The sequence below is a fragment of the Paenibacillus sp. FSL H7-0323 genome, from assembly GCF_038002725.1.
GTDB classification, from domain to species: domain Bacteria; phylum Bacillota; class Bacilli; order Paenibacillales; family Paenibacillaceae; genus Paenibacillus_AQ; species Paenibacillus_AQ odorifer.
Window position 1 is genome coordinate 2979328 of the sequence record NZ_JBBODB010000001.1, and the last position, 24697, is coordinate 3004024.

Annotated in this window: 24 protein-coding genes; 7 read left to right on the forward strand and 17 right to left on the reverse strand. The window is 41.6% G+C overall.

The features are described from left to right. Window positions 1–372 precede the first annotated feature (372 nt). The 4 genes from gnpA to MHH89_RS13630 all read right to left on the reverse strand — a co-directional run bounded on the left by gnpA (window position 373) and on the right by MHH89_RS13630 (window position 5930). Window positions 373–2532, reverse strand: coding sequence for a 1,3-beta-galactosyl-N-acetylhexosamine phosphorylase (gene gnpA / locus MHH89_RS13615; protein ID WP_341087310.1), 2160 nt, complete (start codon window positions 2530–2532; stop codon window positions 373–375). A gap of 26 nt (window positions 2533–2558) precedes the next feature. Further along, window positions 2559–3413 (reverse strand): carbohydrate ABC transporter permease, encoded by an 855-nt coding sequence (locus tag MHH89_RS13620; RefSeq protein WP_076307294.1) that lies wholly within the window; start codon window positions 3411–3413, stop codon window positions 2559–2561. 9 nt (window positions 3414–3422) lie between these two features. After that, entirely contained in the window at window positions 3423–4364 is a 942-nt protein-coding gene (locus tag MHH89_RS13625) for a carbohydrate ABC transporter permease (protein WP_341087311.1), read from the reverse strand. A 90-nt stretch (window positions 4365–4454) separates the two neighbouring features. After that, window positions 4455–5930 carry a carbohydrate ABC transporter substrate-binding protein gene (locus MHH89_RS13630; protein WP_341087315.1) on the reverse strand — a complete coding sequence of 492 codons (1476 nt, stop codon included), beginning with the start codon at window positions 5928–5930 and terminating at the stop codon, window positions 4455–4457. A 347-nt stretch (window positions 5931–6277) separates the two neighbouring features. On the opposite strand from MHH89_RS13630, the gene MHH89_RS13635 reads away from it, so the two are divergent. The 3 genes from MHH89_RS13635 to MHH89_RS13645 are packed head-to-tail and all read left to right on the forward strand — an operon-like array spanning window position 6278 to window position 9639. Continuing rightward, the gene (locus tag MHH89_RS13635) at window positions 6278–8017 is read left to right on the forward strand and encodes a cache domain-containing sensor histidine kinase (RefSeq protein WP_076130231.1); all 1740 of its coding nucleotides are present in this window, start codon (window positions 6278–6280) and stop codon (window positions 8015–8017) included. Window positions 8018–8021: 4 nt separating this feature from the next. After that, window positions 8022–8849, forward strand: a complete 828-nt coding sequence (locus MHH89_RS13640; RefSeq protein ID WP_341087319.1) for a response regulator — start codon at window positions 8022–8024, stop codon at window positions 8847–8849. Between the two features lie 55 nt (window positions 8850–8904). Beyond that, complete coding sequence (locus MHH89_RS13645) at window positions 8905–9639, forward strand: helix-turn-helix transcriptional regulator (RefSeq protein ID WP_341087320.1); 735 nt, start codon at window positions 8905–8907, stop codon at window positions 9637–9639. 17 nt (window positions 9640–9656) lie between these two features. Here MHH89_RS13645 and MHH89_RS13650 read toward each other — a convergent pair whose 3' ends face one another. From MHH89_RS13650 to MHH89_RS13660, 3 genes are all read right to left on the reverse strand, one after another. Then, window positions 9657–10250: a DinB family protein gene (locus MHH89_RS13650; RefSeq protein WP_076307303.1), complete on the reverse strand. Its 594-nt coding sequence runs from the start codon at window positions 10248–10250 to the stop codon at window positions 9657–9659. A 67-nt stretch (window positions 10251–10317) separates the two neighbouring features. Continuing rightward, window positions 10318–11265: a helix-turn-helix transcriptional regulator gene (locus MHH89_RS13655; protein WP_076130229.1), complete on the reverse strand. Its 948-nt coding sequence runs from the start codon at window positions 11263–11265 to the stop codon at window positions 10318–10320. Next, on the reverse strand, window positions 11262–12458 hold the full coding sequence (locus MHH89_RS13660; RefSeq protein WP_341087323.1) for a macrolide family glycosyltransferase: 1197 nt from the start codon (window positions 12456–12458) through the stop codon (window positions 11262–11264). Before MHH89_RS13660 ends, MHH89_RS13655 begins: the two co-directional genes overlap by 4 nt. 147 nt (window positions 12459–12605) lie before the next feature. On the opposite strand from MHH89_RS13660, the gene MHH89_RS13665 reads away from it, so the two are divergent. The 3 genes from MHH89_RS13665 to MHH89_RS13675 all read left to right on the forward strand — a co-directional run bounded on the left by MHH89_RS13665 (window position 12606) and on the right by MHH89_RS13675 (window position 15807). Then, window positions 12606–13796: a coenzyme F420-0:L-glutamate ligase gene (locus tag MHH89_RS13665; protein ID WP_340033398.1), complete on the forward strand. Its 1191-nt coding sequence runs from the start codon at window positions 12606–12608 to the stop codon at window positions 13794–13796. A gap of 91 nt (window positions 13797–13887) precedes the next feature. Then, entirely contained in the window at window positions 13888–14787 is a 900-nt protein-coding gene (locus tag MHH89_RS13670; protein ID WP_340976602.1) for a LysR family transcriptional regulator, read from the forward strand. A 78-nt stretch (window positions 14788–14865) separates the two neighbouring features. Further along, window positions 14866–15807: an NAD(P)H-binding protein gene (locus MHH89_RS13675; RefSeq protein ID WP_076217959.1), complete on the forward strand. Its 942-nt coding sequence runs from the start codon at window positions 14866–14868 to the stop codon at window positions 15805–15807. A 445-nt stretch (window positions 15808–16252) separates the two neighbouring features. Here MHH89_RS13675 and MHH89_RS13680 read toward each other — a convergent pair whose 3' ends face one another. From MHH89_RS13680 to MHH89_RS13700, 5 genes are all read right to left on the reverse strand, one after another. Then, window positions 16253–17392 (reverse strand): 5-methyltetrahydropteroyltriglutamate--homocysteine S-methyltransferase, encoded by a 1140-nt coding sequence (locus MHH89_RS13680; RefSeq protein ID WP_341087325.1) that lies wholly within the window; start codon window positions 17390–17392, stop codon window positions 16253–16255. Between the two features lie 172 nt (window positions 17393–17564). Further along, window positions 17565–17945, reverse strand: a complete 381-nt coding sequence (locus tag MHH89_RS13685; protein ID WP_341087327.1) for a GNAT family N-acetyltransferase — start codon at window positions 17943–17945, stop codon at window positions 17565–17567. Between the two features lie 371 nt (window positions 17946–18316). Continuing rightward, entirely contained in the window at window positions 18317–18508 is a 192-nt protein-coding gene (locus MHH89_RS13690) for a hypothetical protein (protein WP_076104342.1), read from the reverse strand. 77 nt (window positions 18509–18585) lie between these two features. Continuing rightward, window positions 18586–18936 carry an MmcQ/YjbR family DNA-binding protein gene (locus MHH89_RS13695; RefSeq protein ID WP_076217962.1) on the reverse strand — a complete coding sequence of 117 codons (351 nt, stop codon included), beginning with the start codon at window positions 18934–18936 and terminating at the stop codon, window positions 18586–18588. A 23-nt stretch (window positions 18937–18959) separates the two neighbouring features. Beyond that, window positions 18960–19583 carry a hypothetical protein gene (locus MHH89_RS13700; RefSeq protein WP_341087329.1) on the reverse strand — a complete coding sequence of 208 codons (624 nt, stop codon included), beginning with the start codon at window positions 19581–19583 and terminating at the stop codon, window positions 18960–18962. A 97-nt stretch (window positions 19584–19680) separates the two neighbouring features. Between MHH89_RS13700 and MHH89_RS13705 the strand changes: the two genes are divergently transcribed. Next, window positions 19681–19878, forward strand: a complete 198-nt coding sequence (locus MHH89_RS13705) for a hypothetical protein (RefSeq protein ID WP_076130220.1) — start codon at window positions 19681–19683, stop codon at window positions 19876–19878. Window positions 19879–20017: 139 nt separating this feature from the next. On the opposite strand, the gene MHH89_RS13710 is transcribed toward MHH89_RS13705, so the two are convergent. From MHH89_RS13710 to MHH89_RS13730, 5 genes are all read right to left on the reverse strand, one after another. Further along, on the reverse strand, window positions 20018–20593 hold the full coding sequence (locus MHH89_RS13710; protein ID WP_076307288.1) for a dihydrofolate reductase family protein: 576 nt from the start codon (window positions 20591–20593) through the stop codon (window positions 20018–20020). Window positions 20594–20736: 143 nt separating this feature from the next. After that, a complete protein-coding gene (locus MHH89_RS13715) occupies window positions 20737–21657 on the reverse strand; it encodes an amidase family protein (protein ID WP_341087333.1) in 921 nt (306 codons plus the stop codon). A 37-nt stretch (window positions 21658–21694) separates the two neighbouring features. Continuing rightward, entirely contained in the window at window positions 21695–22153 is a 459-nt protein-coding gene (locus tag MHH89_RS13720; RefSeq protein ID WP_038572615.1) for a GNAT family N-acetyltransferase, read from the reverse strand. 154 nt (window positions 22154–22307) lie between these two features. Then, the gene (locus MHH89_RS13725; protein ID WP_076130216.1) at window positions 22308–23417 is read right to left on the reverse strand and encodes a hypothetical protein; all 1110 of its coding nucleotides are present in this window, start codon (window positions 23415–23417) and stop codon (window positions 22308–22310) included. Window positions 23418–23531: 114 nt separating this feature from the next. Continuing rightward, entirely contained in the window at window positions 23532–24596 is a 1065-nt protein-coding gene (locus MHH89_RS13730) for a serine hydrolase domain-containing protein (RefSeq protein ID WP_076194980.1), read from the reverse strand. Between the last annotated feature and the right edge of the window lie 101 nt (window positions 24597–24697).

Below are 24697 nucleotides of genomic sequence, written 5' to 3' on the forward strand. Positions count from 1 at the left end.
CGATAAACAATATACATTGTACGGTGAGATGTGCAATATGCGGGGCGGCGAACGTTCGTGTTTTCTGCGTTAATGCAGTATGCGGGGACGGCTCTAAAACTAATTAGGGAAAAACTCCCTGAAAACAGCCAATATTCGCTCTAAATGAACGAAATCAGGGAATTCCTCCCTAATAATAAGAGGAATAACTATAATTGCTAACGAATCAGCTAAACTTTGGGGAGGTTTTCCCTGATTATTAGTCTGATGACCAGTTATCCCGGAATTTCAGGGAGAAATTCCCCAATCACTCTATCGAAGCAGTACAATTCAGGAAAGTTGGAGATAACAGCAGCCGGAAGTCTAATTATTCGCCGTAGTTACGGCTGACTCTTAATGTGTGATCTTAAATTGAAACCACACACTTTCCATCCCACCCAACTCTATTTCTTGGATCACGGCGTTATCCATCAGGATCGTCGTCTTTTGGATCTCGGAAGTGTTATTTACGGCACAATATCGATCCGTCTCAGGATACGCGTGACATTCAACATTCGGATTCACTGAGAACCATGAATACAATTGCTCCTCTTGATGTGCGGCCCAAAAGATCGCTCGGCTGAGTAGTCTGGTATTCTGAATACTATAGGGAAGCCCCGCGATATAAACGCCCCGCCCCTGACCAAATGAGTTCACGGCAAGATTGCAGCTGCCTTGGTGCACGTCCAATATTTCTGCTCCGGCCTCCGCTTGATAAATCATGGTCATCCCTTCACCATAATTAATCTCACCTTCCAGATCTTCCGTTATGAAATGACCCTGCACAGGCGTTACCTTGGGCTTATTGATGCTTGCTGTAAATCCAATTTCCTTCTGAACACCTAGAATATCCGCTAGTTGAAAAAGAACCCCTTGATGTTCATAAGCTGATGGATCACCAATCCCAATAAAACCGCCCCCTTGCTCCACCCACTCACGAAGTGTTGCCACAACTTGCGGATCGCTCCATTGATCTCCACCGCTCCAAGAGGTGTGTACATCACCCGCGTTAATAATCACACCGATACTAGGATCAATCCCACTTAACCTGATGTCATCAAAGCTTATAAACTCAATGTCGAACGGCAAGCCCGCCAATGACTCTAATGCCCCTATGTAGGAGTAACATCTTTGATTCCATAATGAATGAGCCACTTGATGTGTCTGCCAGCTTCGAAGGGAGCCCCAAGTATTCAGAACCGCCACTTTAAAAGGAGCTTTAAAAGGCTGTGTCCCTTCTGCATTGGCATGAATCCCTTTGAACTGCGTCGCAATCTCTGTCACATGATCTATAAAATCCGGAAATTGATGCGCTAGACTTAAATATCCGCCATACCCCATCCTGCCAACTGGTTTGCGCATGAGCGCACGCCGGCATTTGATCCAGATTGGCATGGACTCTCCGACAGGGTCTCCCCCTTCAAAAAAGACATCAGGAAAGAAATAAGGATAGAAACGTGCCTCGGTATCCTTAATAGGTATATCCGCAATCATACGGGTTGTAACGCCATCTCCTGCTGCCCCTACCACTGCGTCGAGCCCGATCTCCGGAAAATATTTTCCATAAGGCTCTGTACCAGCCCAGTGATCCCCAAAAAACATAATCGCTTTCTTCCCGAAATCATGCACCATTTCTACACATTGTTTAGCATAACCTGCGATGAATTTCTGATTGAAGTCCATCCAGTCCATATATCTTTGGGTCGGGTTCTTAAATGGTGTGTTATATCGCCCCTCATCCACAAAATCTTCTGCAGTCAATCGGTACCCATAAGCTTGTTCGAATTGCTCTAACGCAAGTGGACTTACACAACTCAGATAGCCAAACCAATTCACCTGTTTCTCCTTACCTTCCTTGTTAAAAATCAAATCAAAATTATAAAAGAAGGTCGTAAAACGTACGATATCAGTCTTGGGATGTTTCTTCAGCCAATCCTCCAGCACCTTCAAAACATGCTCTTGAGCCTCGGGATAACGAATATCCAACGGTAAACGATGCTCCTCATCCCAATCATTCGTGATGTGGTTGTACATGGAGACCGGCTCCCATTTCTGGTAGGCCAAGAAACTGACCGTATACTTGTGAAATTGTACCGCCTGTTCAAGTGTGACAATTCCCTCTGCGTAACTCCAACATTCAGAAGGTAATACTTCTCCTGTAGTCCGGTTTACAACCTGCCAATATTTTTTTATATCCACATCTGTGTTAGGAATAAATTGCTCGGCAAAATAATCAGCCATAATATCGATGGTCTTCACCTTTGAAGTTACTATTACTGGAGCAGACATCAGATAAATCTGCTGTCTATATTGCGGATGCTGCTTCGCCCACTCATTGTCCTCACGGACAAGACAAAGCGTTGAATAAATTTGCAGACCCATATCGAGAATGTCCTGCGATAGATTCGTGCCATCACTGTCACGTACGGCATCTACACCCCATTTTTCGACGAGATCGGCTATGACCTCTTCCATCCCTGTTTCACCAGGCAGTGTAAATCTTCCTTTGTCCACGTAACTTCCCTCCATGTCTTTGTTGTTCAGCCCTTAATTCCGCCTGCGCTTATTCCTTGGAGCAATTGCTTTTGTCCTATCACATATAAAAGAATCGTTGGAATCAGCACTAGGATCAGCGCGGCAAAAAGTGCACTCCAATCAGTAGCATAACGTTGAACCTCAAAAAGATTGGCTAAACCTACTGGCAATGTTTTTTTGCTATCACTTTGAATTAAGACCAATGCCAGCGGATACTCATTCCAAAAGCCCATCGCTGCCAGCATACAGACCGTCACAATGCCCGGTTTAGCAAGCGGCGCAACAATTCTGACGAGCACTCCCGTGTTGCCACAACCGTCAATCTTAGCGGCCTCTTCATAATCTCTAGGGACGGACTTCAGAAATCCACTTAATACAAAGATGGCAAAGGGAAACTGCAGAACAGCATAGATTAAACTGAGCATCCCGCGATTGTCTAACATCCCGAACGAATTCACCTGCAGAAATAAAGGAACCATAATGTAGGAGGCTTGCAGAAAAATACAGGCCATATAAAGGTTAAGGATTAGTTTAGAGCCCCAAAACTTAAATCTCGTTAAGACATAAGCCATAGGAACCACAAAAATAACTAAAATCGCCGTGGATAACACCACAAGAAAGATAGAGTTCAGGAAATAACTCCCCATCTTGGATTTCTGAAAAGCACGTACATAGTTATCGAAGTGTAGGGCTTGTGGAAAGGAGAAGGGGTCGGTCAGAAATTCCGTATTGCTTTTAAATGAGGCTAAGAGATTCCATACAAACGGATATAACAAAACAATGGTGGCTACAATCAGAAACAGCCGCGTAATCCAGTTGGCAATGTTCATTTTTAGAAGACTCTGTTGATTGCTCGTCATCCTTCTCCCCTACCCTTCTGCTCGATTTGTAAGTAGTCTGGACAGAAAAGAAAGCACAAAGGCGAACACCAGCGTAAATATAGCTACAGCCATGGCATAACCAAAGTTCGCATTCTGGAAGGCCTGCGTGTACATGTAGTGGAGTAAAACAGTAGTTCCACCTGCCGGACCACCACCAGTCATTACAGTTACAACTATAAAACTTAAATTGATCGTACCTGCCAGAGACAACACAAACGTAATGCCAATAATATCTTTTAGCAGAGGGATCGTAATACTGGTAAGCTTCCGGAAATATCCCGCACCATCAATAATCGCCGATTCAAACACATCCGCAGAAATCCCATCAATCGCAGCGATGTACATGACCATATAATAACCAACCGCTTGCCAGATCAGTGTAACGGCTACACACCACAATGCTGTTCGGCTATCTCCAAGCCAGGGTCTGCTCAGTTGATCTAATCCGATGCTCCCCAGAATATTATTCAAAATGCCCATGTTGGGATGAAACACAAAGGACCAGATAATTCCGACTACCGTCAATGAGATGATACTAGGAAAGAAAAATACGGTTCGGTAAAATCCTCTTTCCTTCAGCTTCGTCTGCGTTAATAGAAAAGCAAGCACCAGCCCAAAAATCAACGTAATCACTGGCACGACCAGCATCAGTTTAAATGTATTGCTCAGAGCTTTGAGGAACATCTCATCCTGAAACATATATTTATAGTTATCCAAAAAGATAAACTTGTTCTCATCACTCATCCCGGTAGCATCCGTAAAAGACATAAAAAATGCCCGAAAGGTTGGAATAATCATAAATACGAGGGTTAACAGGAGCGTTGGAATCGTGCATACCGCTATGAATAGCTTAGGATTTCTGGTTTTCGCTGTCCTAATCTTTGATTTCCTCTGTCTAGGAGCTACTTCTGCCAGCTGCATTTCAGACATCTTTCTCACTCCCCTTCATACAAAATGCATCCCGTTCATAGATAACCTTATCCATTCCTAACAGGATGCATTTGCATGAGATACTATAGATTATTTACTAGCCGCTTTCTCTTTACGAATCTGTGCAAAAGCTTTTTCCACATTATCCATCCATTGATCTGTGGTCATTTGGCCTGTCATCACTGGTGTGACCGTATTCTTGAACATTTCAGTGACTACACTAACCTTGGAACCCTTCGGTAACGATTGCCAGCCCTGTAAAATAGAAATGGAACCATTATAAGCCTCAAACATGTCATAGACACCTTTAGTCAAAAATGGCTTAGACAGCTCCTTCGCATCGTTAAGCGCATACGCCCCATTCGCTTTTTCCGCAAATAGTTTTACAGATTCATCGGTATACAGGAACTTTAAGAATTCCTTAGCGAGCTCAGGATTTTTGGCCTTAGCAGGGATGGAGAATTGCTCGTAGCTGGAAAGCACATACTTCTGTTCGCCTTTATTGAACACAGGTACTGTTGTCATCCCAAATTCAAATCCATTTTCTCTAGGTGAATCCTTCATTTCATTTTCCATCCAGTTCCCGTTTACGATAAACAAAGCTTTACCCATCATCATATCGGTCTGCGACTGTGTATGGTTCAAGGCAACCGTGCCGTCCATCAGATAACCGTCTTTAGAGATTTTATAGAAAATATCCAGTACTTTTTTGATCGTGTCGTTCTTAAATGAACCTTCCTCATAAGCAAAGACTTTATCCAGCGTTTCTTTTCCCCCCGCACTCGCAATGGCCGGGTAGAGAATTTCCTCCAAATAATCCGGATAGATGCCTTGGTAAGTGAATAAAGCCCGCTTCGTTTTGGTTCCATCTGCATTAACTAGGTAGTTCTCCTCTTTGTTCAGCTCATCCCCTAAAGCAAAGAACTCCTCCCAAGTCTCAGGAACACTCCAGCCTTTTTCTGTGAACAGTGTTTTATTGTAAATCAAGCCCATCGGTCCAGCATTAAAAGGTGCGAGGTACGTCTTTCCATCTTGATAGGGCTGAAATCTTGTACTGTCCAGCATCCCCGGTAGAATCATATCCTTAAGCGTCTCCTCTTTATCAAGCGCTTTGCTTTCAAATACATCGCTGATATCTAGCAGTCCTTTTTCTTTAATCAGTGAAAGCACGATGCCACTTTGCTCTGTATCTGTAACGGATAGGAAGTCGGGAGGATTACCCGCAACAATCTGCGGCCGGATTACTTCACCAACTTTAGGATTAATCGTCATGTTCACTTTCACACCTGGATAAGCACTTTCGAATTTGCTGACAATTTCATTCCAATAATCCGCACCATATCCCCCTTGGAATACAGCAATGCTAAGTTCCTTGTTATCAAAATCTTTAGCAGGTTCTTCTTTAGTCTTCTCGGTGTTCGTTGTACTTGTAGCTTGCGCGGTGCTCGTAGCTTTCGTTGAATCAGATTCATTCGAGGCAGCAGGTTTATTATTGCTGTTCCCACAGCCGAGCAACCCCACACCTAGCAGCATTACTGCTAATAATGTACTCATAGTCTTTTTCATAAACGCCCTCCTTAAGATATTCTTGTAAACGCTTTTTTAATAATCTAAGTATAGAAGGATTTACGCTATATTTACATTTACAATACAAACCTACCTATGTATTATCTTATCCATCTTCCAATGCGAGCTCGTACAAGCTTATTCATCAGGGTCACATAACCTGTAAACTTAGCCGTTAACGGAATGGATAATATTATCCATTCCATAGATTATTCTCACTTTTCGCCGCTGCATATATATTCCATAGTTCTTTTTATGTTAACTTGTAAGTAAAAGATAGTGAATGGGAGGTCATCCACCTGAGTCGACGCAAAGGGAAGCTGCATTTTCCTAATCCTCCGCAAATCATGCGCAAGGTTAAAATTCAAAATCGCTTAACCGTCATTTTCTTAATCGTATCCGTGATCCCAATCATCTTTATAGGTTTCTACTCCTACACCATTTACTCCAAATCTATTAACAATAAATTAAGTAAATCCACATTTCAGGCTTTAACGCTGCTTAATCGAACGATGTTAAGTGAACTTAACAACTATCAATATCTTGCAGGCTCTGTTTCTACCAATAGTATTATTCAGGAGCGTTTATCGGCAGCACCAAATGAACCCGCTCCTAGCAATGCTGCCATTAATCATGCCATGGACAATTTATATAGAACCATCTACCCCGGATATGTCCAGAACGTTCGGGTCATCGACGCCAAGAACCAACCTATTTATGAATTAGGCTACGATGGCATCCCCAATCCTAAGTATGAAGAAATTATGAAACAAGTAGAGCTCAATGCCCCTTATGACAGTCTTAACTACGCAAAAAGCTATCGCGCTTACAATACCATTGTCCTGGGCCGGAAAATTTTTGATCAAGATGACATTGGCGTTCCCTTAGGTCATGTGTTTGTTTTTATTGGTGGGGAGTTATTTTCAAAAGTCATTCTTTCCAGTGTGGATTTAGGTACAGGTTCCAGTCTCCTTATTATGAATAGGGAGGGAAAAGTAATGTCCTCGAATCAAAAGGATACTCCGCTAGGAGAACCCTATTATAAAGATGAGCTTTTTAAGCAAATCAAGACACAAGAGGCAAAGAAAAACCATTCCTTCCAAGGCATGGTCAATGGCAAAATGCAGCAAATCTCCTATATTAACAATAATCAATTAGGCTGGTACATGATTTCTACCGTGCCCTTCTCTTATATCAATTCAGAGACAAGTAAAATCACCACTGGACTACTTATTGTTGTCAGCATCATTGTAGTCGTGTGTATTCTAATTATTATCGTATTGTATAAAAGCATCCTGAAACCAATCAAACAAATCATCGTCTTCTGCAATCAAATTTTTTATGGTGATCTATCGAGCCGGATCGAAGATCACAGCAACGATGAAATGGGCGTGTTGGCCAATAGAATTAACAGCATGGTCAGTAGAATGGAACAGCTGATGAAGGATCAAAAGAAAGATCTGAAAAGAAGACGTTCGCTCGAATTGCAAATGCTGCAATCGCAGATTAATCCTCACTTTCTTTTTAATACACTTAACTCCTTACGATGGCTGGCGATGATTAACCAGGTTCCCGTCCTTAGCGACGGCATCTCCTCACTAGCTGAATTGCTGCGTAGTACCATTATCGATCAAGATGAGCAAATCACCATCAAGCAGGAGCTGAACAATCTGGATCATTATTTTGCCATTCAAAAAATACGTTATGCCGACAGGTTTGACATTGAATATGACTTGGATGAGTCTTTATTACAGAGCATGATCCCCAAGCTCATCCTGCAGCCGATCGCAGAGAACGCGATTCTTCATGGAGTTACAGATATAGGAGGAAAAGTTCTAATCCAAATTAAGGTATACGCAAAAAATGAATACACCCTTATTATTGAGATCATCGATAACGGAAAAGGGTTTGACACCACCAAATCTGAAAAAGCTGACAATCTGTCGGGTATCGGAATTTCAAATGTGGCCGATCGCATTAAACTTCAATACGGTGAGAGTTACGGGCTGTTCATCACAAGCTCAATGGGTCATGGAACCTGCTGCCGCCTAATTATCCCTAAACAAACATACGAACTTAAGGGGTGATACTATGTATCCTATGTATAATGTAATGCTAGTGGATGACGAACCTATTGTTAAAGTCGCGCTCAGAACCATGATTCCATGGGAAGAGCTTGGATACATGATCTGTGCTACTGCCTCTGACGGAGTGGAAGCCTTAACACTTGTAGACAAGTTTAATCCCCATATCATCATTACAGATCTCAAAATGCCTAATATGGATGGTCTGCAGCTGATAAAAGAACTGAATAACAGAGGGTTTGCAGGAAAAATTCTGGTGGCGAGCAACCACGGGGAGTATGAGTTAGTTCGTGAAGCCTTAGTGCTTGGGGCTATAGATTATATGCTGAAGATTAGTATGAAAACGGAGGATTTGATCCATTTGCTGGAGAAATCTACGAAGCTAATTCAAGAGCAGCTTCAATCTAGGCAGCAGCAGGAGACCCAAACACAGTTATTGCAGCACAATTTAAAAAGCGTGAAAAATGCGCTGCTAAAAGATTATTTCACCGATCCTTATTACGATGTGCAGCAGCTTGATCAGCATGATGCTATAAGTTTCGCTTTCAGCGAAAGCAGCTGTTATTTATTCTACATTACTTTTGAGCAGAATAACGCCACCCAAAACGAAAGACAAAATCACATCTCCGTATCCTTTATTGAAAACATTATCTTGGATATCTTGGAGACCGTAGATCAGTTAGAAATTATTCAGCTAGAATCTAATGGGCTGCTGCTTCTAATCTCCTGTGATACCTTAGACGATCATCAAATTATCCGCACAGACTTTATCCAGAGGGTCATTCGGTTAATCAAAATGTATATTTCTATCACCCCTACTATTGTTTTTTTTTGATCCTGTACGGGGATATGCTGAAGCAAAACGAACCCTAGAGCGATGTAAAGAATCCTTGCAAATCCAATTTTACAACGAAATAACGATTATAGATCCAAAGGATGTCCATTTAAAGGATACGCTGGACTTCGAGGATGTACATGATTTCTCGACGCAATTAATTCAGAACTGGAAGCTTTCAGGGGTTGAAGCCGTTAATCAAGTAACTCAGCAAATTCTCGTCACCTGTAAATCCAAGCAAATTAATCCTGCTGAAACCAAAAAGTTCATCGTAAATTGTCTGCATTATCTTCCCTTATGCGATGCTCATCTCATTGTCGAGGATCCGAAGCTTTTGAAGACCTATATAGAAAATATCGCCAGCAGTAAACGTACCACTGACGTTCTATCTATAATGGAGCTTGTGTTCCAACTATTCTCCCATCAAAAGCAACAGATCGTAACTACACACAATAGAGATGTTAAACAAGCGATTGACTATATCAACACACATTATCAGAAGAAGCTCACCTTATCTCTGATTGCCAAGCATGTCAACTTAAGTGAGAACTATCTGTCCAGAATCTTCAAAGAAGAAGTGGGGCAAAGCATCATTCACTACATTAATACTGTGAAAATGGAAAAAGCTGCAGAATTAATACTTAAAGGGAATCCATACATTAAAGAAATTTCCACGCAAATCGGTATACACGATCAATTTTATTTCACCCGGTTATTCAAAAAACACTTTGGTGTTAATCCTAGTGAGTATAAGAATCACGTTCAGGCCACGCTTGGTTCAGAAAATTAAGACCATTCAAACTCTTTTTATGATCCTTTCACAACCTGAATGTTATTGATGAACCCTTCTTTAGGTGCAAATATGGAATTAAACAACAACTCTTTGTTTAACCGCTCCAGCTGCAGAAGATGATGACGATAGTGCATTTCAATAAGTAGGAACCATTCCTCCGCGCATAGTCCACCAAATCGCGGGTGAGATACGGTATTTTGTTTGGACGCTTTTTCAAGAGAGGGTTCGATCTCTCTCATTCTTTGAATGACTGTACGTAACCCTTGAATTAATTGTTCTTTGCTCTCCGGCTGCTCCGGCGTATATTGGGCGGAAGGCGGAACCTGAATACGAATGGGCGGAAAGCTTCCTTGCGCAAATATAGCCGCACCATCCTCAGTTTTCCCCACATGAGCTACTAAGGGATCTTGGTCTAGCAAAAGGCATTGATCAATATTACGAAGCTGCATATATAGCGCCGAGTTAATGAGATGCTGAAACATCTGTCCGATGGACCAGGCGTTTTCACTCGGCTTTTGCTTCAACTGCTCCAGATTGAATCGCTCTAATTCTTGAATATAGTATGTCGCAGTTTCTTCAAATCGTTGTAAGACTTCTTTTGTTGTAATCATCATATATCAGCTCCTGTAGTCATTGATGGTCCAAGTATACAAAAACGCTACTGACAGCGTTATGTCAGTAGCGTTTTAACATTATTTCTATTTCATTTCTAACCTGATCACGGAAAGATTCGGGCTCCAGCACAACCATACCGCCTCCCCAGCCAAGCACCCATTGCAGCAATTCCCCTGGCTCGCGAACGCGAAAAGTAACAAGTACCCCCTCCGCATGCTCCTCAATAGTTTCCATATAGAAATTATTTGATTCCCTTACCTTATCGGCTATGTCAGCTTGGACTAAGATAAGCACATGAACGTTGCGATCATCAGGAGGTTGGTATACCTCCAGATGAAAATCTGCTGGCAGTATAAATTCATCTTCCAGATTAATAAGCTCCCTCATTCGGGATAACCGGAAATGACGGATGTCTTGACGCAATTCACACCAGGCGATGAGTACCCATGACCCGTGATGAAGCACAAGTCCATAAGGAGCAACCGTACGAATACTTTGACGGTTCCCATCGGCTTCGGCGATTCTTTTGGAATAACGAAATCTTATTTTCCTTCCCTCCAATATCGCTCCACGAATGGCTTCCAAACATGCCTTCTCTTGTATGGGTGCTATATCTTCTGCGGATGCAAATAAACGAAAACTTTTGCGAATCTGTGATGCTTCACTGCGGATAGCTTCCGGCAGGATGGCTTCTATCTTTGCTTTAGAACTTCTAGCCTTATTACCATAGTGTGCATCAAACCGCTGCTCGATAAAATCAGTTCCTATAAGCAATGTCACTGCTTCGTCCAGCGTGAAACTAACGGGTGGCAGGAAATACCCCTCGATTAAGGAGTAACCCTGCCCTGGCGCTCCTATTATGGAAACGCCCGCTTCACTCAGTGCCTGAATATCCCGATAGATCGTTCTTACGCTCGTTTCAAACGTAGCAGCCAAATCCTCCGCCCGCAACATTTTGTTACGCTGCAGTTCAAGCACTATAGCTAACAACCGGTCCATTTTGTTCATACGACTCCCCCTCCCCGAACAATCTCATCAACAGCTCGTCGATACTCACCCGAGTTCCGAAACGATTCACTGATATTGGAGACAGCTTTTTTATAAGATAAATCGCTTAATATATGATCTACGGCTTCTCGTAGTTGAGTTGCAGTTAAACTTTGCATTTGTAACTTAATGCCTGCTCCGACATGGACGACTTGATCCGCAATTATTGGCTGATCCGCACTTTGTGGAATTACAATTAGCGGAACCCCGTAATAAAGCCCTTCATTGATACTGTTCATTCCACCATGTGTAATAAATAACTTTGTGTATTGCAGGATATCCGTTTGTGGAACATAATTTTTCACGAAAAAGTTTTGCGGAATTTCCCCTAAATCCGTGATTTGGACTTTATCTCCAATTGACATCACAATAGTGTGCTCCGTGTTCCCCAATGCTTCAATACAAAGTTTATAGAATTCAATGGCTTGGTTAAAAACTGTGCCGAGTGAAATGTAAATTGGACTTTTCCCCTTAATTGCCATGAGGTCGAAGTTTTCTGGAGCTAATCGTGAAGAGATGGAGGGTCCTACAAAGATATAAGACGGGTCGAAAGCTTCTCCCTCAGGTTGAAACTCCCTAGTTGTATAAACGATAGTAAGTGGGGCAGGATTACAAAACACTTCATAAGGGGATTCGATGTCCACATCATATTTGCCCTTCACCATTTGCGTCAAGCTTTGGAATTTATCCTTTATAGGATTAGTTACTTCTGCAGGAACTGTAGTATAAAATTGTTCTAACATTTCATCGAATGCTGCTTTTGTCTGCGCAAAAGAAGTACAGGAGCTAATGGCCGGAAGCCTAAGAATTTGAGCTAACAAACGTCCACAACCAAACATAGAATCATGGATGATGTAATCAAAATGCTCCCCTTTGATCTGTTCAAGAACGCTTGGAATAACTATATCTGTCGTAAGTAAAAGACCGTTGATTCTTTCGAGTACATAATTTCTTCCACCTGAGATAAAAGCTTGTATAAATTTCTGATCGTCAAATGTTCGTACTGTAGCCCCCGTCATCTCCATACGTTCTCTATAAGCTTCTATACAAAAGTACACTACCTCTTCGCCACGAGAAATAAGCTCTTCCACAACGCCAATCGTGGGATTAATATGTCCCTCTGATCCACCATTAATAAATAACACACGCGCCAATTGTAATCCTCCTTAACTATAAATCATTTTTATATTAGATATTATAAACATTAATTTTACTTATATCGCTCTAAAAGGGTATAGTAATATTGGCTTTAAAACCATTTTAATAATATAGAGTATACCCTTATTAGAGGAGAGATCATATTGGAAAGAGTAGTTGGAACAGTTGTACGTGGACTTCGCGGACCTATCATTAACAATGGGGATAACATTGAAGAAATCGTAGTTCAGACGGTATTGAAAGCAGCAACAGTCGAGGGTTTTTCGATCGAAGATCGTGACATTGTGACCGTAACTGAATCCATTGTTGCTCGGGCACAAGGAAACTATGCAACGATTGACAATATTGCTGCTGATATAAAGGGGAAATTCGGCGAAGAAACTGTAGGGGTCATTTTTCCAATCCTTAGCCGTAACCGGTTTGCTAACTGCTTACGCGGTATTGCCAAAGGGGCACAAAAAGTAGTCCTAATGTTAAGCTATCCAGCTGATGAAGTAGGCAACCACCTTGTAGACATCGACGAACTAGATGCTAAAGGTATCAATCCATGGACAGATGTATTAACAGAAGCTCAGTTCCGTGAGTTTTTCGGCTATATTAAGCACCCATTCACAGGGGTTGACTATATTGAATATTATAAAGGTTTAATTGAAGCTGAAGGTGTGGCTTGTGAAGTCATCTTCTCTAACAACCCAAAAACCATTTTAAACTATACAAAAAATGTATTAACTTGCGATATTCACACTCGCTTCAGAACCAAACGCATTCTCACAAACAACGGTGCTGAAAAAGTATTTGGTTTGGATGATATTCTTACACAATCAATCGATGGCAGCGGCTTTAACGAAGCTTATGGTCTGCTAGGATCAAACAAAGCTACAGAAGAAAGTGTAAAGCTATTTCCAAACAACTGCCAGCCTATCGTGGATGGTATCCAAGCAAAAATCAAAGAAATTACAGGTAAAACTGTAGAAGTTATGGTTTATGGCGATGGAGCATTCAAAGATCCAGTCGGAAAAATCTGGGAGCTCGCAGATCCAGTTGTCTCCCCTGCTTACACTGCCGGACTTGATGGAACACCAAATGAAGTAAAATTGAAATACTTGGCCGATAACAACTTCTCTCATCTTCGTGGTGAAGAGTTAAAACAAGCCATTTCTAAATACATCCAGAATAAAAATGATGATCTAGTTGGTGCGATGGAAGCCCAAGGGACTACACCTCGTAGATTAACTGACCTGATTGGATCATTATCTGATTTGACTTCTGGTAGTGGCGATAAAGGAACACCAATGATTTATATCCAAGGTTATTTCGATAACTATACAAAATAAGAGTAGTACAACAAAGGGAGTCTCTAACCGAGGCTCTCTTTTTTACTTTCTGGGTTATAATAAAAGCAAACAGCGGCAGGCGGAGGATACTATGAACATAAGAAGGATTAAATATTTTATCGATCTCGTGGAATGCAGAAATTTTACGGAAACAGCTAAAAAGAACTATGTTTCGCAGACCACCATTAGTCAACAAATCGCCGCGCTTGAAGAGGAATTCAACATTCAATTGATTGACAGAAAGCAGATCCCTATTGAGCCAACCAAAGCCGGATGGCTTTTCTATGGCGAAGCCCTCATCCTCTGGAAGCAATATAATCATATGAAGCTGAGCATGGAAAACTTTCAAAAGTATAATACGCAATCCCTGAGTATCGAATATGCGGCGATGACGGATATCCAAAGTTTGTTGAAATTGATTCCCTCGTTTCAGGATCATCATCCGAATATTAAGCTGGAACTGAATAAAGTATTGCTAAAAGATATTGCAGAATACTTGCTAAAAGGGATTTACGACATGGCTATTGCCTTTGATTCCGAGTTTCAGGGAAAAGAGGACATTGTAACCTATCCCTTATATAAGGGACGTTATTGTGCAGCTGTGAGTCATCACCATCCTCTCTTTCATCATAAATCGATCGCCAAAGAGGAGTTATATGAACATCCGCTAGTCATGCTGAATCCAACAGCTATTGGAAACTCTTATCATCTAATGATCCAGCATGCAATTGAAGACGGCTATCAGCCGAACATTCTTCGAACCGCAGACGATGTGGAGACAGAATTGTTTTATATCATCACAGAGAATTTGATTGGCTTTTTCCCGGATAACTATCAGCTCGCTTATCTTCAAGATGAAGTCCGGCTAATTCCTTTAGATGATTCACACCATACCTTTGCAATCGAAGCAGGTTATCTCAAAAATAATACAAACCCGGCCTTGCCCTCCTTCCTGCAACAAATCCAAATTGGATTTAGCAATCGACCATAAGTTTTATGTGTTAGACTATGTTCTTTTTTTCACATACCATAAGGGTATAAATCATATCCACAAGGAGTGACAACGATCATGGGTAAATTATTGTTGACTGGTGTCGATGGAAATCTAGGGAAGCAAGCTGCGGAATACTTGTTGGAGCTGGTAGATAAAGACCAAATCATTTTTTGCGCTTACGATCCGGCATGTTTGAAAGAATATGCGGAACAAGGGATTGAAACACATGTGACCAACTTTAATAACAAGGAAGGCCTTGCCGAAGCTTTTGCTCATGCCGATAAACTCGCTCTAATCTCCATGCCTTTTGTTGGAGAGAAACGTCAAAATGCACAAAAAAATGTGGTCGATGCTGCCAAAGAAGCTGGAGTCAAACAGATCATTTATACTTCTTTGGTCAACGCAGCCGATGAAAGCAATCCAAGCGTAGAAAAAATTGACCATGTGTATACCGAACGTTATATTCAAAGCGTTGGGCTAGATTATATCTTCCTTCGGAATTCCCAATATGCGGAAGCCATGATAACCAATTACTTTACGTATGTGAAGGGTGACGGGGTATTAACAAACAATCAAGGTGACGGTAAAATGGCTTATATCTCGCGGAAGGATTGCGCAAAAGCCGTTGCGTATGCCCTAGCCTCCAATAACTATCAGGAAGCGATTCTAAATATCAACGGGCTTGAATTGATGACAATTACCGACTTCATTAAGATTGGTAATGAAGTAACGGGCAATCATATCACCTACAAAGAAAACACGGACGAAGAAAATTATGCCGTATTCGAAGCAATGGGCGTGCCTAGAACCACCGATGGTGCATTTAAAGAAGGCTCCGAAGCCCCCTTTTCTTCAGAAGGTATGGTTACTTTCGGACAAGCTATTCGTGAAGGAAAAATGGATGTTTATACGGACGACTTCAAACAACTTACTGGTCAAGACCCTTTGACCGTGAAATATATGTTTGAACATGCCGATGAATTCCAGGTTGGCGAAAGACACTCTAAAGACAATTAAAAGCTGCCACTCTTACTTCTTAGGCTAAATCACCCCCGTTTATTAAACGGGGGTGATTTCTTTTATACTGAGCGTGGCACAAAAACTCCGTAAAGCTCAATCATATGCTCGCCCTGGAGATAATTAGGCAAAACCTCCCTAATATTCTGAGGATTCTGGTCATCAGACTAATAATCAGGGAATTCTTCCCTGAAATTTAAGTGATTTGGCTGTAAATCTTGATATTGCTCTGTTTTTAGGGAGTTAATCCTTAATTTCATTCATTTAGAGCAATTATCGACTTTTATTAGGGAGGTTTTCCCTAATCCTCCGTCACGGTATAGATAGAACTAGCCAAGTATATCGGTAAAATCGCTGTAGAACAAAATACACCTTTAACTGTACGGATAAACATCCGAATGGCTAAAGGTGCATTATCTTTATCTCTATCTATTTTTAATTAAAGTTAGTTCCAGATCTCTTCAGCAATTTCTTTAATATAAGCAAGCTTACGCCATTGCTGCTCTTCAGTCAGGTGGTTGCCTTCTTCCGTGGAAGCAAAGCCACATTGCGGGCTAAGGCAAATCCGGTTTAGATCAACGTATTGCTTCGCTTCCTCAATACGCTTCAGAATATCCTCCTTCCTTTCAAGCTCACCAAATTTGGATGAGAACAGACCTAACACAACCTGCTGATTGTCTTTCAAAAAGCGCAATGGCTTGAAATCGCCTGCACGTTCGGTATCAAACTCCAGATAATAACCCGAGTAGTTATTGATATTAAGAAGCGTTTGCGCGATAGGCTCGTAGCCTCCACCTACTCCAGCATAAGTCGAAACATAATTGCCCCGGCATACATGGGTCGTTACAACAAGATCTTCCGGCAGACCGGTTACAACTTCCTCATTCAATTTTGCAAGTTCGCTTGCATATTCAGCTACGTTCACGCCAATCTGATTCATAAACGCTATAAACTGTTCGTCGCAAAGCGCTCCCCACGTACAATCGTCGATTTGAATACTGCGGCAGCCCGCTGCATAGAAGGCAAGAATCGATGCTTTGTATGCTTTGGCAATATCCGAGATAAGCTCTTCGCGATTCGGGTATAATTCATTTGTGCTTTCTTTGTTTTCCGCCCGATCTAGCTCGAACAGGAATTGTGCAGCCGCAGGAATCGATTGACGGGCAACAACGTCCTCACCAGCAGCACCTTTTAAAAATTCATAATGCGAAACAAAAGGATGGCTGCTGTAGCTTATTTTCCCGGTCAGTCGGGCTGTTTCTGGTCTGGACTCTGCACCGTTAAATTGGTAACCTTGATCAATAATTGTCCGTTCTACACCGTCAAGTCCCCAGAAGAAGTCGAGGTGCCACCAAGAGCGGCGGAATTCACCATCAGTCACCGCTTGAAGCCCCACCTCTTTTTGTTTCTGCACGAGCTTAACGATCTCGTCGTTCTCTACTTCCTTCAACTGCTCGGCAGTAATTTCACCGTTCTTGAATTTTAATCTAGCCTCTTTCAACGCTTGGGGGCGCAGGAAGCTGCCCACGATATCATATCGAAATGGAGTAACGGTTCGTTTTTGGGGTTTGGTCTGAATGCTCATATATTAATCTCCTCGTAAACAAATTATTAGAATTAATATAGCATAACCGACTGACTATACCGATCTACCAATGCGCTATGGCAGGTTATAAGTATTAACTATAGCTAGATTCAGCGTGATAATTAGAAGGGCATGCCAAAAAAGAAAGAGGCGCATGAGTAGCGCCTCTTCTTTAACAAATCATATCGACGGATATTACATAGTAATTAAACTCCGCAGTAACCTCGAACCCAACCGACTGATAGAGGGATAATGCATTTCTATTTTGAGTGACCACGCTAAGACGAATCTGAGTATTCTTCTGATCTCGCAAGATTTTAACTACCTCTGAAAGAATTTCACGACCGTATCCTCTGCCTTGACACGAAGGAAGCACACAAAAATCATGTATAACCGCAGTATTTGTATCTAAATCATTGACTCTGATCATCCCAACCGGAATCATGTTGTCCACAGCAATGTAAGTAATCCGTGCCGGTTCTCTGGTACGAGTTAAATAATTCCTAGTCCAGGACTCTGAATCACCAAAGGCTTGTGATGAACATTTAACCATGAACTCTAAATCCTGATCTTCTTCCAATCGCACAACTAAACCGGAGTGGCTTGATCCAGCGATTTGTGCCCGATTAAAAACCATGAGGAATTCAGACGGTGCTCTCCTTAAGGCTTTCTATACCCACCCTCAAACTTGACCTGTCGGACGTCTTGCAAAGTTGTTCTAATATCCGGATTTGGTCAATGTAATGCTTTGAAAAGTCTTTCATTATACTAATGTTATATTCTTGCATCTAGTACCCTCATTCAGAAGGAAATACGCAGTTTATGGACGAGTAGGCGTTATCCTTCTAAATTCTGTCCACCTAATGATAGTTACCAATGGAACCGCCTCCTAAAAGTCAATATCTTCACTCTAAACCAGGGTAATCATAAAACAAACCTTATAACTAAAAAAATGACGGCAATTATAGCCACAACGATCAACAGATTAGTTACCTCGCTCCAAAATCCAGGAACGCCTTCAGTATGATATTTTTGCGCATTTACATCATGGTTTGCTTTATGGCCTGCAGGGTCCGACAAATTGGGATTAGGTCCTGAATTAAAAAAGTCAGACATAAAAACAACTCCTTTCCATGATTATAAACCATATTATACCAGTCCATTACCATTTAAACGACAAATTAATGCCATATTCAGTAGATCGTTTGTCGGAGGCTCTTGGGAAGATTTTGGACAACCCTATCGTAAGAATGATCAATCATTAAATAGATATCCGACTCTGGTAAGGAGCCATCCAAAACAATCGTATTCCAGTGTTTTTTGTTCATGTGGTATCCTGGCCGAACGCTCTCATGCTGCTCTCGCAAGTTCCCTGCAATCACCGGATCACATTTTAGATTTATGTAAGCAGAATTCCCCTTATTCTCAAAAATAAGCGCGAACATTTTACCGGCAATCTTAATCACCAATGGATCGAATCCGAAAGGATAGTCCTTTGTTGCTCCGTTCTTTTTTAAACAGTATTCAATAATATTATGGGTCAAAATCAGTCCCTCGCCTTCTCAGCCTAACCAATTTGGGAATAAAAATAAGATAAGTGTTCCTTTGATAAGGCTTTATCGATTAGTTCTTTATCATAGCCATTTTTTTGTAATGCAGCGATAATCGCTTGTGTCCTATCTGATCTTTTTCGTCTTAAATTAGATTCCAACTGTATTTCTAACGGAACCGTAGGAATAGTATACGGTCCGATCTCCACGTTTTTGAAATGGCTCCAAATGAATTGTCCACCTTCCCATCCCCCCCCACCATCCATAGAATCAGGAATTCCAGCTGAATTGGAAATATGAACAACCTCCACCTTAAATCCATCGATTATCCAACTCCCTTTTGTCCAAGAAAATCCCGAAGAAAAGGTTTGAGTGAATGTAGGTTCTTCTAAAGAAGATAACCAGTTATCCCCATGAGGAAATTCACATTTATCCAAAAGGGAAAATTCTTTAAGAAGTTCTGCAAATTGGTCAAGCCCTTCCTTATTCCTTGTATAAATATCAACGTCTCCTGGGGTCATTTCACAGCCCTGAAGAACCGAACCGACCGAGCCAACCAAGATCCATTCTAAATTCGAATTCATTTTGGATGAAAAATAAAGTTCACATACCTTTGACAAAGCTTTTTTCCAGCTAAACATAACTTCACCCCAAATTAACTAGTAAGTTCAAGTGCACGAAACCTGAATAACCTCAAATACGTTAAAGTATTATACAAATCCACAGGAGGTTTTTAAAATGAGATACAGTGCTGCAGGCGCACCAATAATCTGTCCTTGCTGTCAAAACGATACTTTTGATCTGGATTATAAACTGCTTAACACAAGCGGCGCATCATTTTTAGGCTTTGACTGGGCGAACAAAAACGCTGCCATCCTTATTTGTAAGCGATGCACCCATATTTCATGGTTTATGAAAGAACCAACATCTGATTAGTGTTTGGTAAAAATAAAGTATTAGACTGGATCCATTAAAAGAAGCAGCGGCGGACCAAGACTTGATAAATAAAGTCTTAGACTGCCGCTGTTGTCGTTCCAATAACGTTCCCCGTGAGCAATCACCTTAAGTGACAAGGTTATCTTACCGTCTGGTAAACGAGACCTATGGCTCCAGAATCAAAGGTCTTGTTTTCGATTAGCTTAAGATTTCTCTTCTCCTTGAGACCTTGGAATAATGGCAATCCCTTACCGATCAGGACGGGAGAAACCGTAATTTTATACTCATCAATTAAATCAAGCTGCATAAGGTGGTGTGCGAATCTAGGACTGCCGAGGATGACCATATCCTTGCCGGGCTGCTGTTTGAGGATATTGATCTCTTTCTCGACAGCTTCTTTCACGAGTCTGGAATTATTCCATTCGACTTTCTCCAGCGTCGTGGAAAAAACAATTTTGGCTGTCTTTTCGATCCACTCGGCGTGATTCCGTTCATGCTGCGAAGCTGATGGGTTCGAAGGGACAGATGGCCAGTAACTGTGCATCATCTGATAAGTCCCACGTCCCCAAATGACAGTGTCGGCAGTACTCAGAATTTCTTTCGCATGGTTCTCCAAATCAGCATCGTAGGAAACCCAGCCAATGTCCATTTCACCATTCGGCCCTTCTACAAAACCGTCAAGCGATGCGTGAAGAAATAGAACGAGTTTTCTCATTTTCAGTTCTCCTTTGTTCATGAGGGATATCTACATTAGACATTAACTACATTTTAGCAGAATTCAACTTGAGTTGTTTCTTATGGATTGCTAATCTCAAACGCTTTTTTCTTCACTTTGGTATTTTTATCCACATCAACATTTTAGCAAACATACGTTCGTTTGTAAATGTACCTTTTTCTATTAATAAGTAAGGCTCTTCCATTCTCTTGAAAGCCTGCGGGCACTGCTATAGTTGGATAACCTGCTCTAGCACTTAAATCAGCTCCGACATAAGCAGGAAACAGGATTGCATCCAATCCATACTTTTCTAAAGCATGATCGATCCCCATATTTTGCGAATAATATAAGCCAGAGATAGACTCTACAATATATTCCGAATGATTCAACGGTTTATCTAGCTGTGATCGATAGTCCAGCATATCTTGTCCATATTTCAAAGCCTTTTCCGAATTCCGCTCGTTCCATTCCATCCATTCATTTAGGTTATGGACAGGAAGTTGAGCCGGAAGGTTATATAAGTAATTTTCAACGAAAGCGGCAAAAGCCGTACTGGACCCCCCCGGAAAATGATCACCGGATGGATTTTTGGTTTGTCCTCCTATTGAGCTATACCCAGCCCACATGGATGATGACATCCCATTTGCCCATTCCGTTATATTTGTTTTTGCAAGTATAATGGCCCCAGCATCCCTTAGTTTTTGGACAAGAAAAGCATCGTTCGAGCTAACATGGTTTTCCAAAGCTAATGCGCCCGCAGTTGTATGCATTTTATCATTCGTTTCAATATTTCCTTTCAATAATACAGGCACACCATGTAGAAGACTTCGTGCTCCGCTTAATTTCCTTTCCTGATCTAATGCCTCGGCAATATAAATCGCATCTGGATTCATTTCCATAATAGAGTTTATCATGGGACCACTCTGGTCAAACGTTGCTATCCGATACATGTAATACATAACAAGTTCCCTAGAACTAACATCCCCTCTATCCATTGCATCCTGCAGTTCGAGTATCGTTATTTCTTCACTCTTTATTTTTGTTAATTCGAAGATATGTTCCATGATAACTCCTGCTTTCCATTTGGGTCATTTGGGTCATTTATGTAATAGTGTCATGTTCATATATTTTGGTGGGCCGTCCCCACTCGAAGTTATCCAGACCTATTTCCTTAAATCCATATTTCTCATAATAAAGAATATGATCCGTCGCCAAGTAGACTTTTGCATAACCTAGTTGCCCAGCTATTTTTCTGGCATGCTCCAACAAAACGGCTCCTAGTGCTTTACCCCTCTCACTTTCGTCAATAAACAATGGCGCAATCCAAGGTGATAAATCTTTTCGAGTTATAAATTCCTGCTCAATTAATTGATAAAACCCGATGATTACATCATGTTTCAACAGCAAAAATGTAAAAGGGAACTCCTCATCTTTTGAGATTAAACTTTCTTGTATATTGGGGAGCACAACTTGTTGTACTTTTGGCCATCGTTTTTTGACATACTCAATAAGCTCATTTTGACGAAGAGGGCATTCTTGTAAGGATTTAATATCTAGCATCTAACCATCCCTTCTTGTAAAAAGAAATTCCTATACCTATGCCTGCTCTCACAATAGTCATCCACCAGCTCTCAAAATGCAGAGCAGCAAGCCCCGAGTGGGGCTTGCTGTAGGTTGTAAATACTAAAGAAGTTTATAACGCTGGTTCACTTCATTACTTGGAAACCGGTGTATAGATCAGGCAACGCAGAGTCTTCTCCGGATAGCGCAGCTCTACCGTGTAGGAGCTACCGTCTTTCAGTTTGACCAAGACCGCTACTACTCCGCTTTTGTCATATGCACTGTCTTTAATGATAGAGGAGCTGGTTATCGCACGGGTCTCGCCCTGCTTGTCCACCACAATGGATTTAGCGGCTTGAAGCCAGCTGGAATCCTGGCTAATCTGTTTATTCATAGCGGCTGTAATCGGAGTTCTCTTATAGGACATGTCCACTATCGTGGTATCAAGTACGGTTCCGCTCTTTGCATCCACGAACGTATTATACATGAAATAAGACTTATCCTGAGCCCGCAGTGTCTCTGCACGGTAAGGTAGAAAATTAACGAACCATTGCCCTTTCGAATCAGGAAAAGGTTTATAATATGAGGTCTGAGCCTGCAACTTTGAGAGATCGACACCGAATAGACGGCTTACGCTCTCTTCTGCTCTGCGTAGGGCTTCATCCTGACTGATGTCCTTCTTATCTGGCTGTGCCACGACAAGATTGAGGCTTACCACATAATTAAAGCGATAATTCCAGTCGATCAATTGCAGCATTTCTTCATCAGTCAGTTCGCGCTTAGGAATTACATAGGTAAATTTGCTTTGATCCAGATAAAATTCGGAACTCCCTGATTTCAAAGGTAGCTTCTGCTTGGGCCGTAAGCCATCGTACTTGTATTGATCATCCAATAACATCCGCCGCTTATTCTCCTGGTCCGTAAATTGCCGCGTAAGCTGTTCATCCTTGCCAGTGAGCCTGGCCTTCTCTGCATACTCATTAATCTGCTTAATTTCTTCAGCAGTGACTGTGCGCTCAAAATAAGACTTGATCGTCGAGACCGGTGTTTTGGTTGCAACCTTAAGTACCGGGATCTGGCTACTCGCCAGTTGAACAGCTGGCTTCTGGTTGAGTTCTTGCGTGTAGGAAACGTTCGCTTGAGACACATTCTGGTTCACTGTAGTATAAGCGACGATTGTGGGCACTGCCAAAGCAGTGAGGGCTAGCAGACCACTGGATATCGCGATCACCCCGAGGGCTGATTTCACATCTTTACTCTTCATTTCTCATAACCTCCATAGTGTAAGTGGGCTTGACTTACATGTACTTTAAGATACGAATGTTATAAAGTACGAAGCCCCTTGTTATGAAGTTGTAAAATCATTTACAGACTCATTTTAAATATTGGAGCCAAGCAACAGATCAAGGATTGGGAAGCATACACTGCCCATGTTGACATAGTCACAATTACTCATAACAGAAATAGCGATTTTTTTATCAGGAAGCAGGAACAGATTGCTTAAGAATCCAGTATCCCAGCCGGAATGTGAGAGAATACGAGAACCCTTATATTCTCCTAGAAACCAGCCCAATCCTATCTGTGCATTTTCCGGATCATAGCCCGTTTGTGCATGAGGTTTCCACATTTCATTATAGCTACCTGGCTGGAGGACTTCATTGCCGTTCCCGGCTGTTCCACCGTTTAGATGCATCAGCAGATATTGGCACATATCTTCGGCATGGGTATATAAAGTGGAGCTAGGTGCATGAGCCCTGTTATATGGAAAAACACTACTAACGCAGCCATCACATTCATGGGTAGCTCCAAGCACATGAGGTGCAGCAATATAAGCTTCAACCTCCTGTTTAAGAAAAGAACTGGACTGCATTCCTGTCGGTTTCAGAATATTTTTTTCCATATACTGCTCGAAGCTCATATCGCTGACTTTTGCTATCATATCTCCCAAGATCTCATATCCTATATTACTATAGGCAAATTTCTCTCCCGGTTGGCTTAACAGCTTGTGGTGACCTATCCCTTTTACATATCGTTCAAGACTTTGCTCGTCGTATTCAGGGCGTTCCCACGCGTAATCTTCCTCATCAGGCATACCAGAGGTATGATTCATAAGCTGTCTTATTGTTATATTTTGATACCGCTCATCCTCTAACTTAAAATATGACAGGTATTTAGTGATGGGAGCATCCAATTCTACCTTACCACGCTCAACTAATTGCATAATGGCGGTTGCTACGAAGGTTTTGGAGACAGAGGCTTGGTGAAACAAAGTGCCACGAACTACAGGATCACCCGTCGATAAATTTGCCGTCCCATATTCACCAGTAAACAGAACTTGGTTGTCCTTTACGATTCCGGCCGCTAATCCCGGAAACTTTTCATTTTCCACAAGCTTGATTAGCATTTCATGCAAACTATCCTCTAACTTCTGATTCGTGTACATTTTGACCTCCCCAATGACAATTAAGCAGCATTTTCAATAAATTCACCCATACAAATAATAACATCTTATCGACCCTTTATCTGGTAATAAATAATTATAAT

Excerpts from the sequence above, each read along its gene's own strand:
- MHH89_RS13675 (WP_076217959.1), top strand. The coding sequence starts at position 14,866 with ATGGGTAAATTATTGTTGACTGGTGTCGATGGAAATCTAGGGAAGCAA.
- MHH89_RS13730 (WP_076194980.1), bottom strand. The coding sequence starts at position 24,596 with ATGTACACGAATCAGAAGTTAGAGGATAGTTTGCATGAAATGCTAATC.
- MHH89_RS13720 (WP_038572615.1), bottom strand. The coding sequence starts at position 22,153 with ATGCTAGATATTAAATCCTTACAAGAATGCCCTCTTCGTCAAAATGAG.
- MHH89_RS13680 (WP_341087325.1), bottom strand. The coding sequence starts at position 17,392 with ATGAGCATTCAGACCAAACCCCAAAAACGAACCGTTACTCCATTTCGA.
- MHH89_RS13640 (WP_341087319.1), top strand. The coding sequence starts at position 8,022 with ATGTATCCTATGTATAATGTAATGCTAGTGGATGACGAACCTATTGTT.
- MHH89_RS13655 (WP_076130229.1), bottom strand. The coding sequence starts at position 11,265 with ATGAACAAAATGGACCGGTTGTTAGCTATAGTGCTTGAACTGCAGCGT.
- MHH89_RS13705 (WP_076130220.1), top strand. The coding sequence starts at position 19,681 with ATGAGATACAGTGCTGCAGGCGCACCAATAATCTGTCCTTGCTGTCAA.
- MHH89_RS13685 (WP_341087327.1), bottom strand. The coding sequence starts at position 17,945 with ATGGTTAAATGTTCATCACAAGCCTTTGGTGATTCAGAGTCCTGGACT.
- MHH89_RS13625 (WP_341087311.1), bottom strand. The coding sequence starts at position 4,364 with ATGTCTGAAATGCAGCTGGCAGAAGTAGCTCCTAGACAGAGGAAATCA.
- MHH89_RS13710 (WP_076307288.1), bottom strand. The coding sequence starts at position 20,593 with ATGAGAAAACTCGTTCTATTTCTTCACGCATCGCTTGACGGTTTTGTA.
- MHH89_RS13690 (WP_076104342.1), bottom strand. The coding sequence starts at position 18,508 with ATGTCTGACTTTTTTAATTCAGGACCTAATCCCAATTTGTCGGACCCT.
- MHH89_RS13620 (WP_076307294.1), bottom strand. The coding sequence starts at position 3,413 with ATGACGAGCAATCAACAGAGTCTTCTAAAAATGAACATTGCCAACTGG.
- MHH89_RS13630 (WP_341087315.1), bottom strand. The coding sequence starts at position 5,930 with ATGAAAAAGACTATGAGTACATTATTAGCAGTAATGCTGCTAGGTGTG.
- MHH89_RS13635 (WP_076130231.1), top strand. The coding sequence starts at position 6,278 with ATGCGCAAGGTTAAAATTCAAAATCGCTTAACCGTCATTTTCTTAATC.
- MHH89_RS13670 (WP_340976602.1), top strand. The coding sequence starts at position 13,888 with ATGAACATAAGAAGGATTAAATATTTTATCGATCTCGTGGAATGCAGA.
- MHH89_RS13700 (WP_341087329.1), bottom strand. The coding sequence starts at position 19,583 with ATGTTTAGCTGGAAAAAAGCTTTGTCAAAGGTATGTGAACTTTATTTT.
- MHH89_RS13715 (WP_341087333.1), bottom strand. The coding sequence starts at position 21,657 with ATGGAACATATCTTCGAATTAACAAAAATAAAGAGTGAAGAAATAACG.
- MHH89_RS13725 (WP_076130216.1), bottom strand. The coding sequence starts at position 23,417 with ATGAAGAGTAAAGATGTGAAATCAGCCCTCGGGGTGATCGCGATATCC.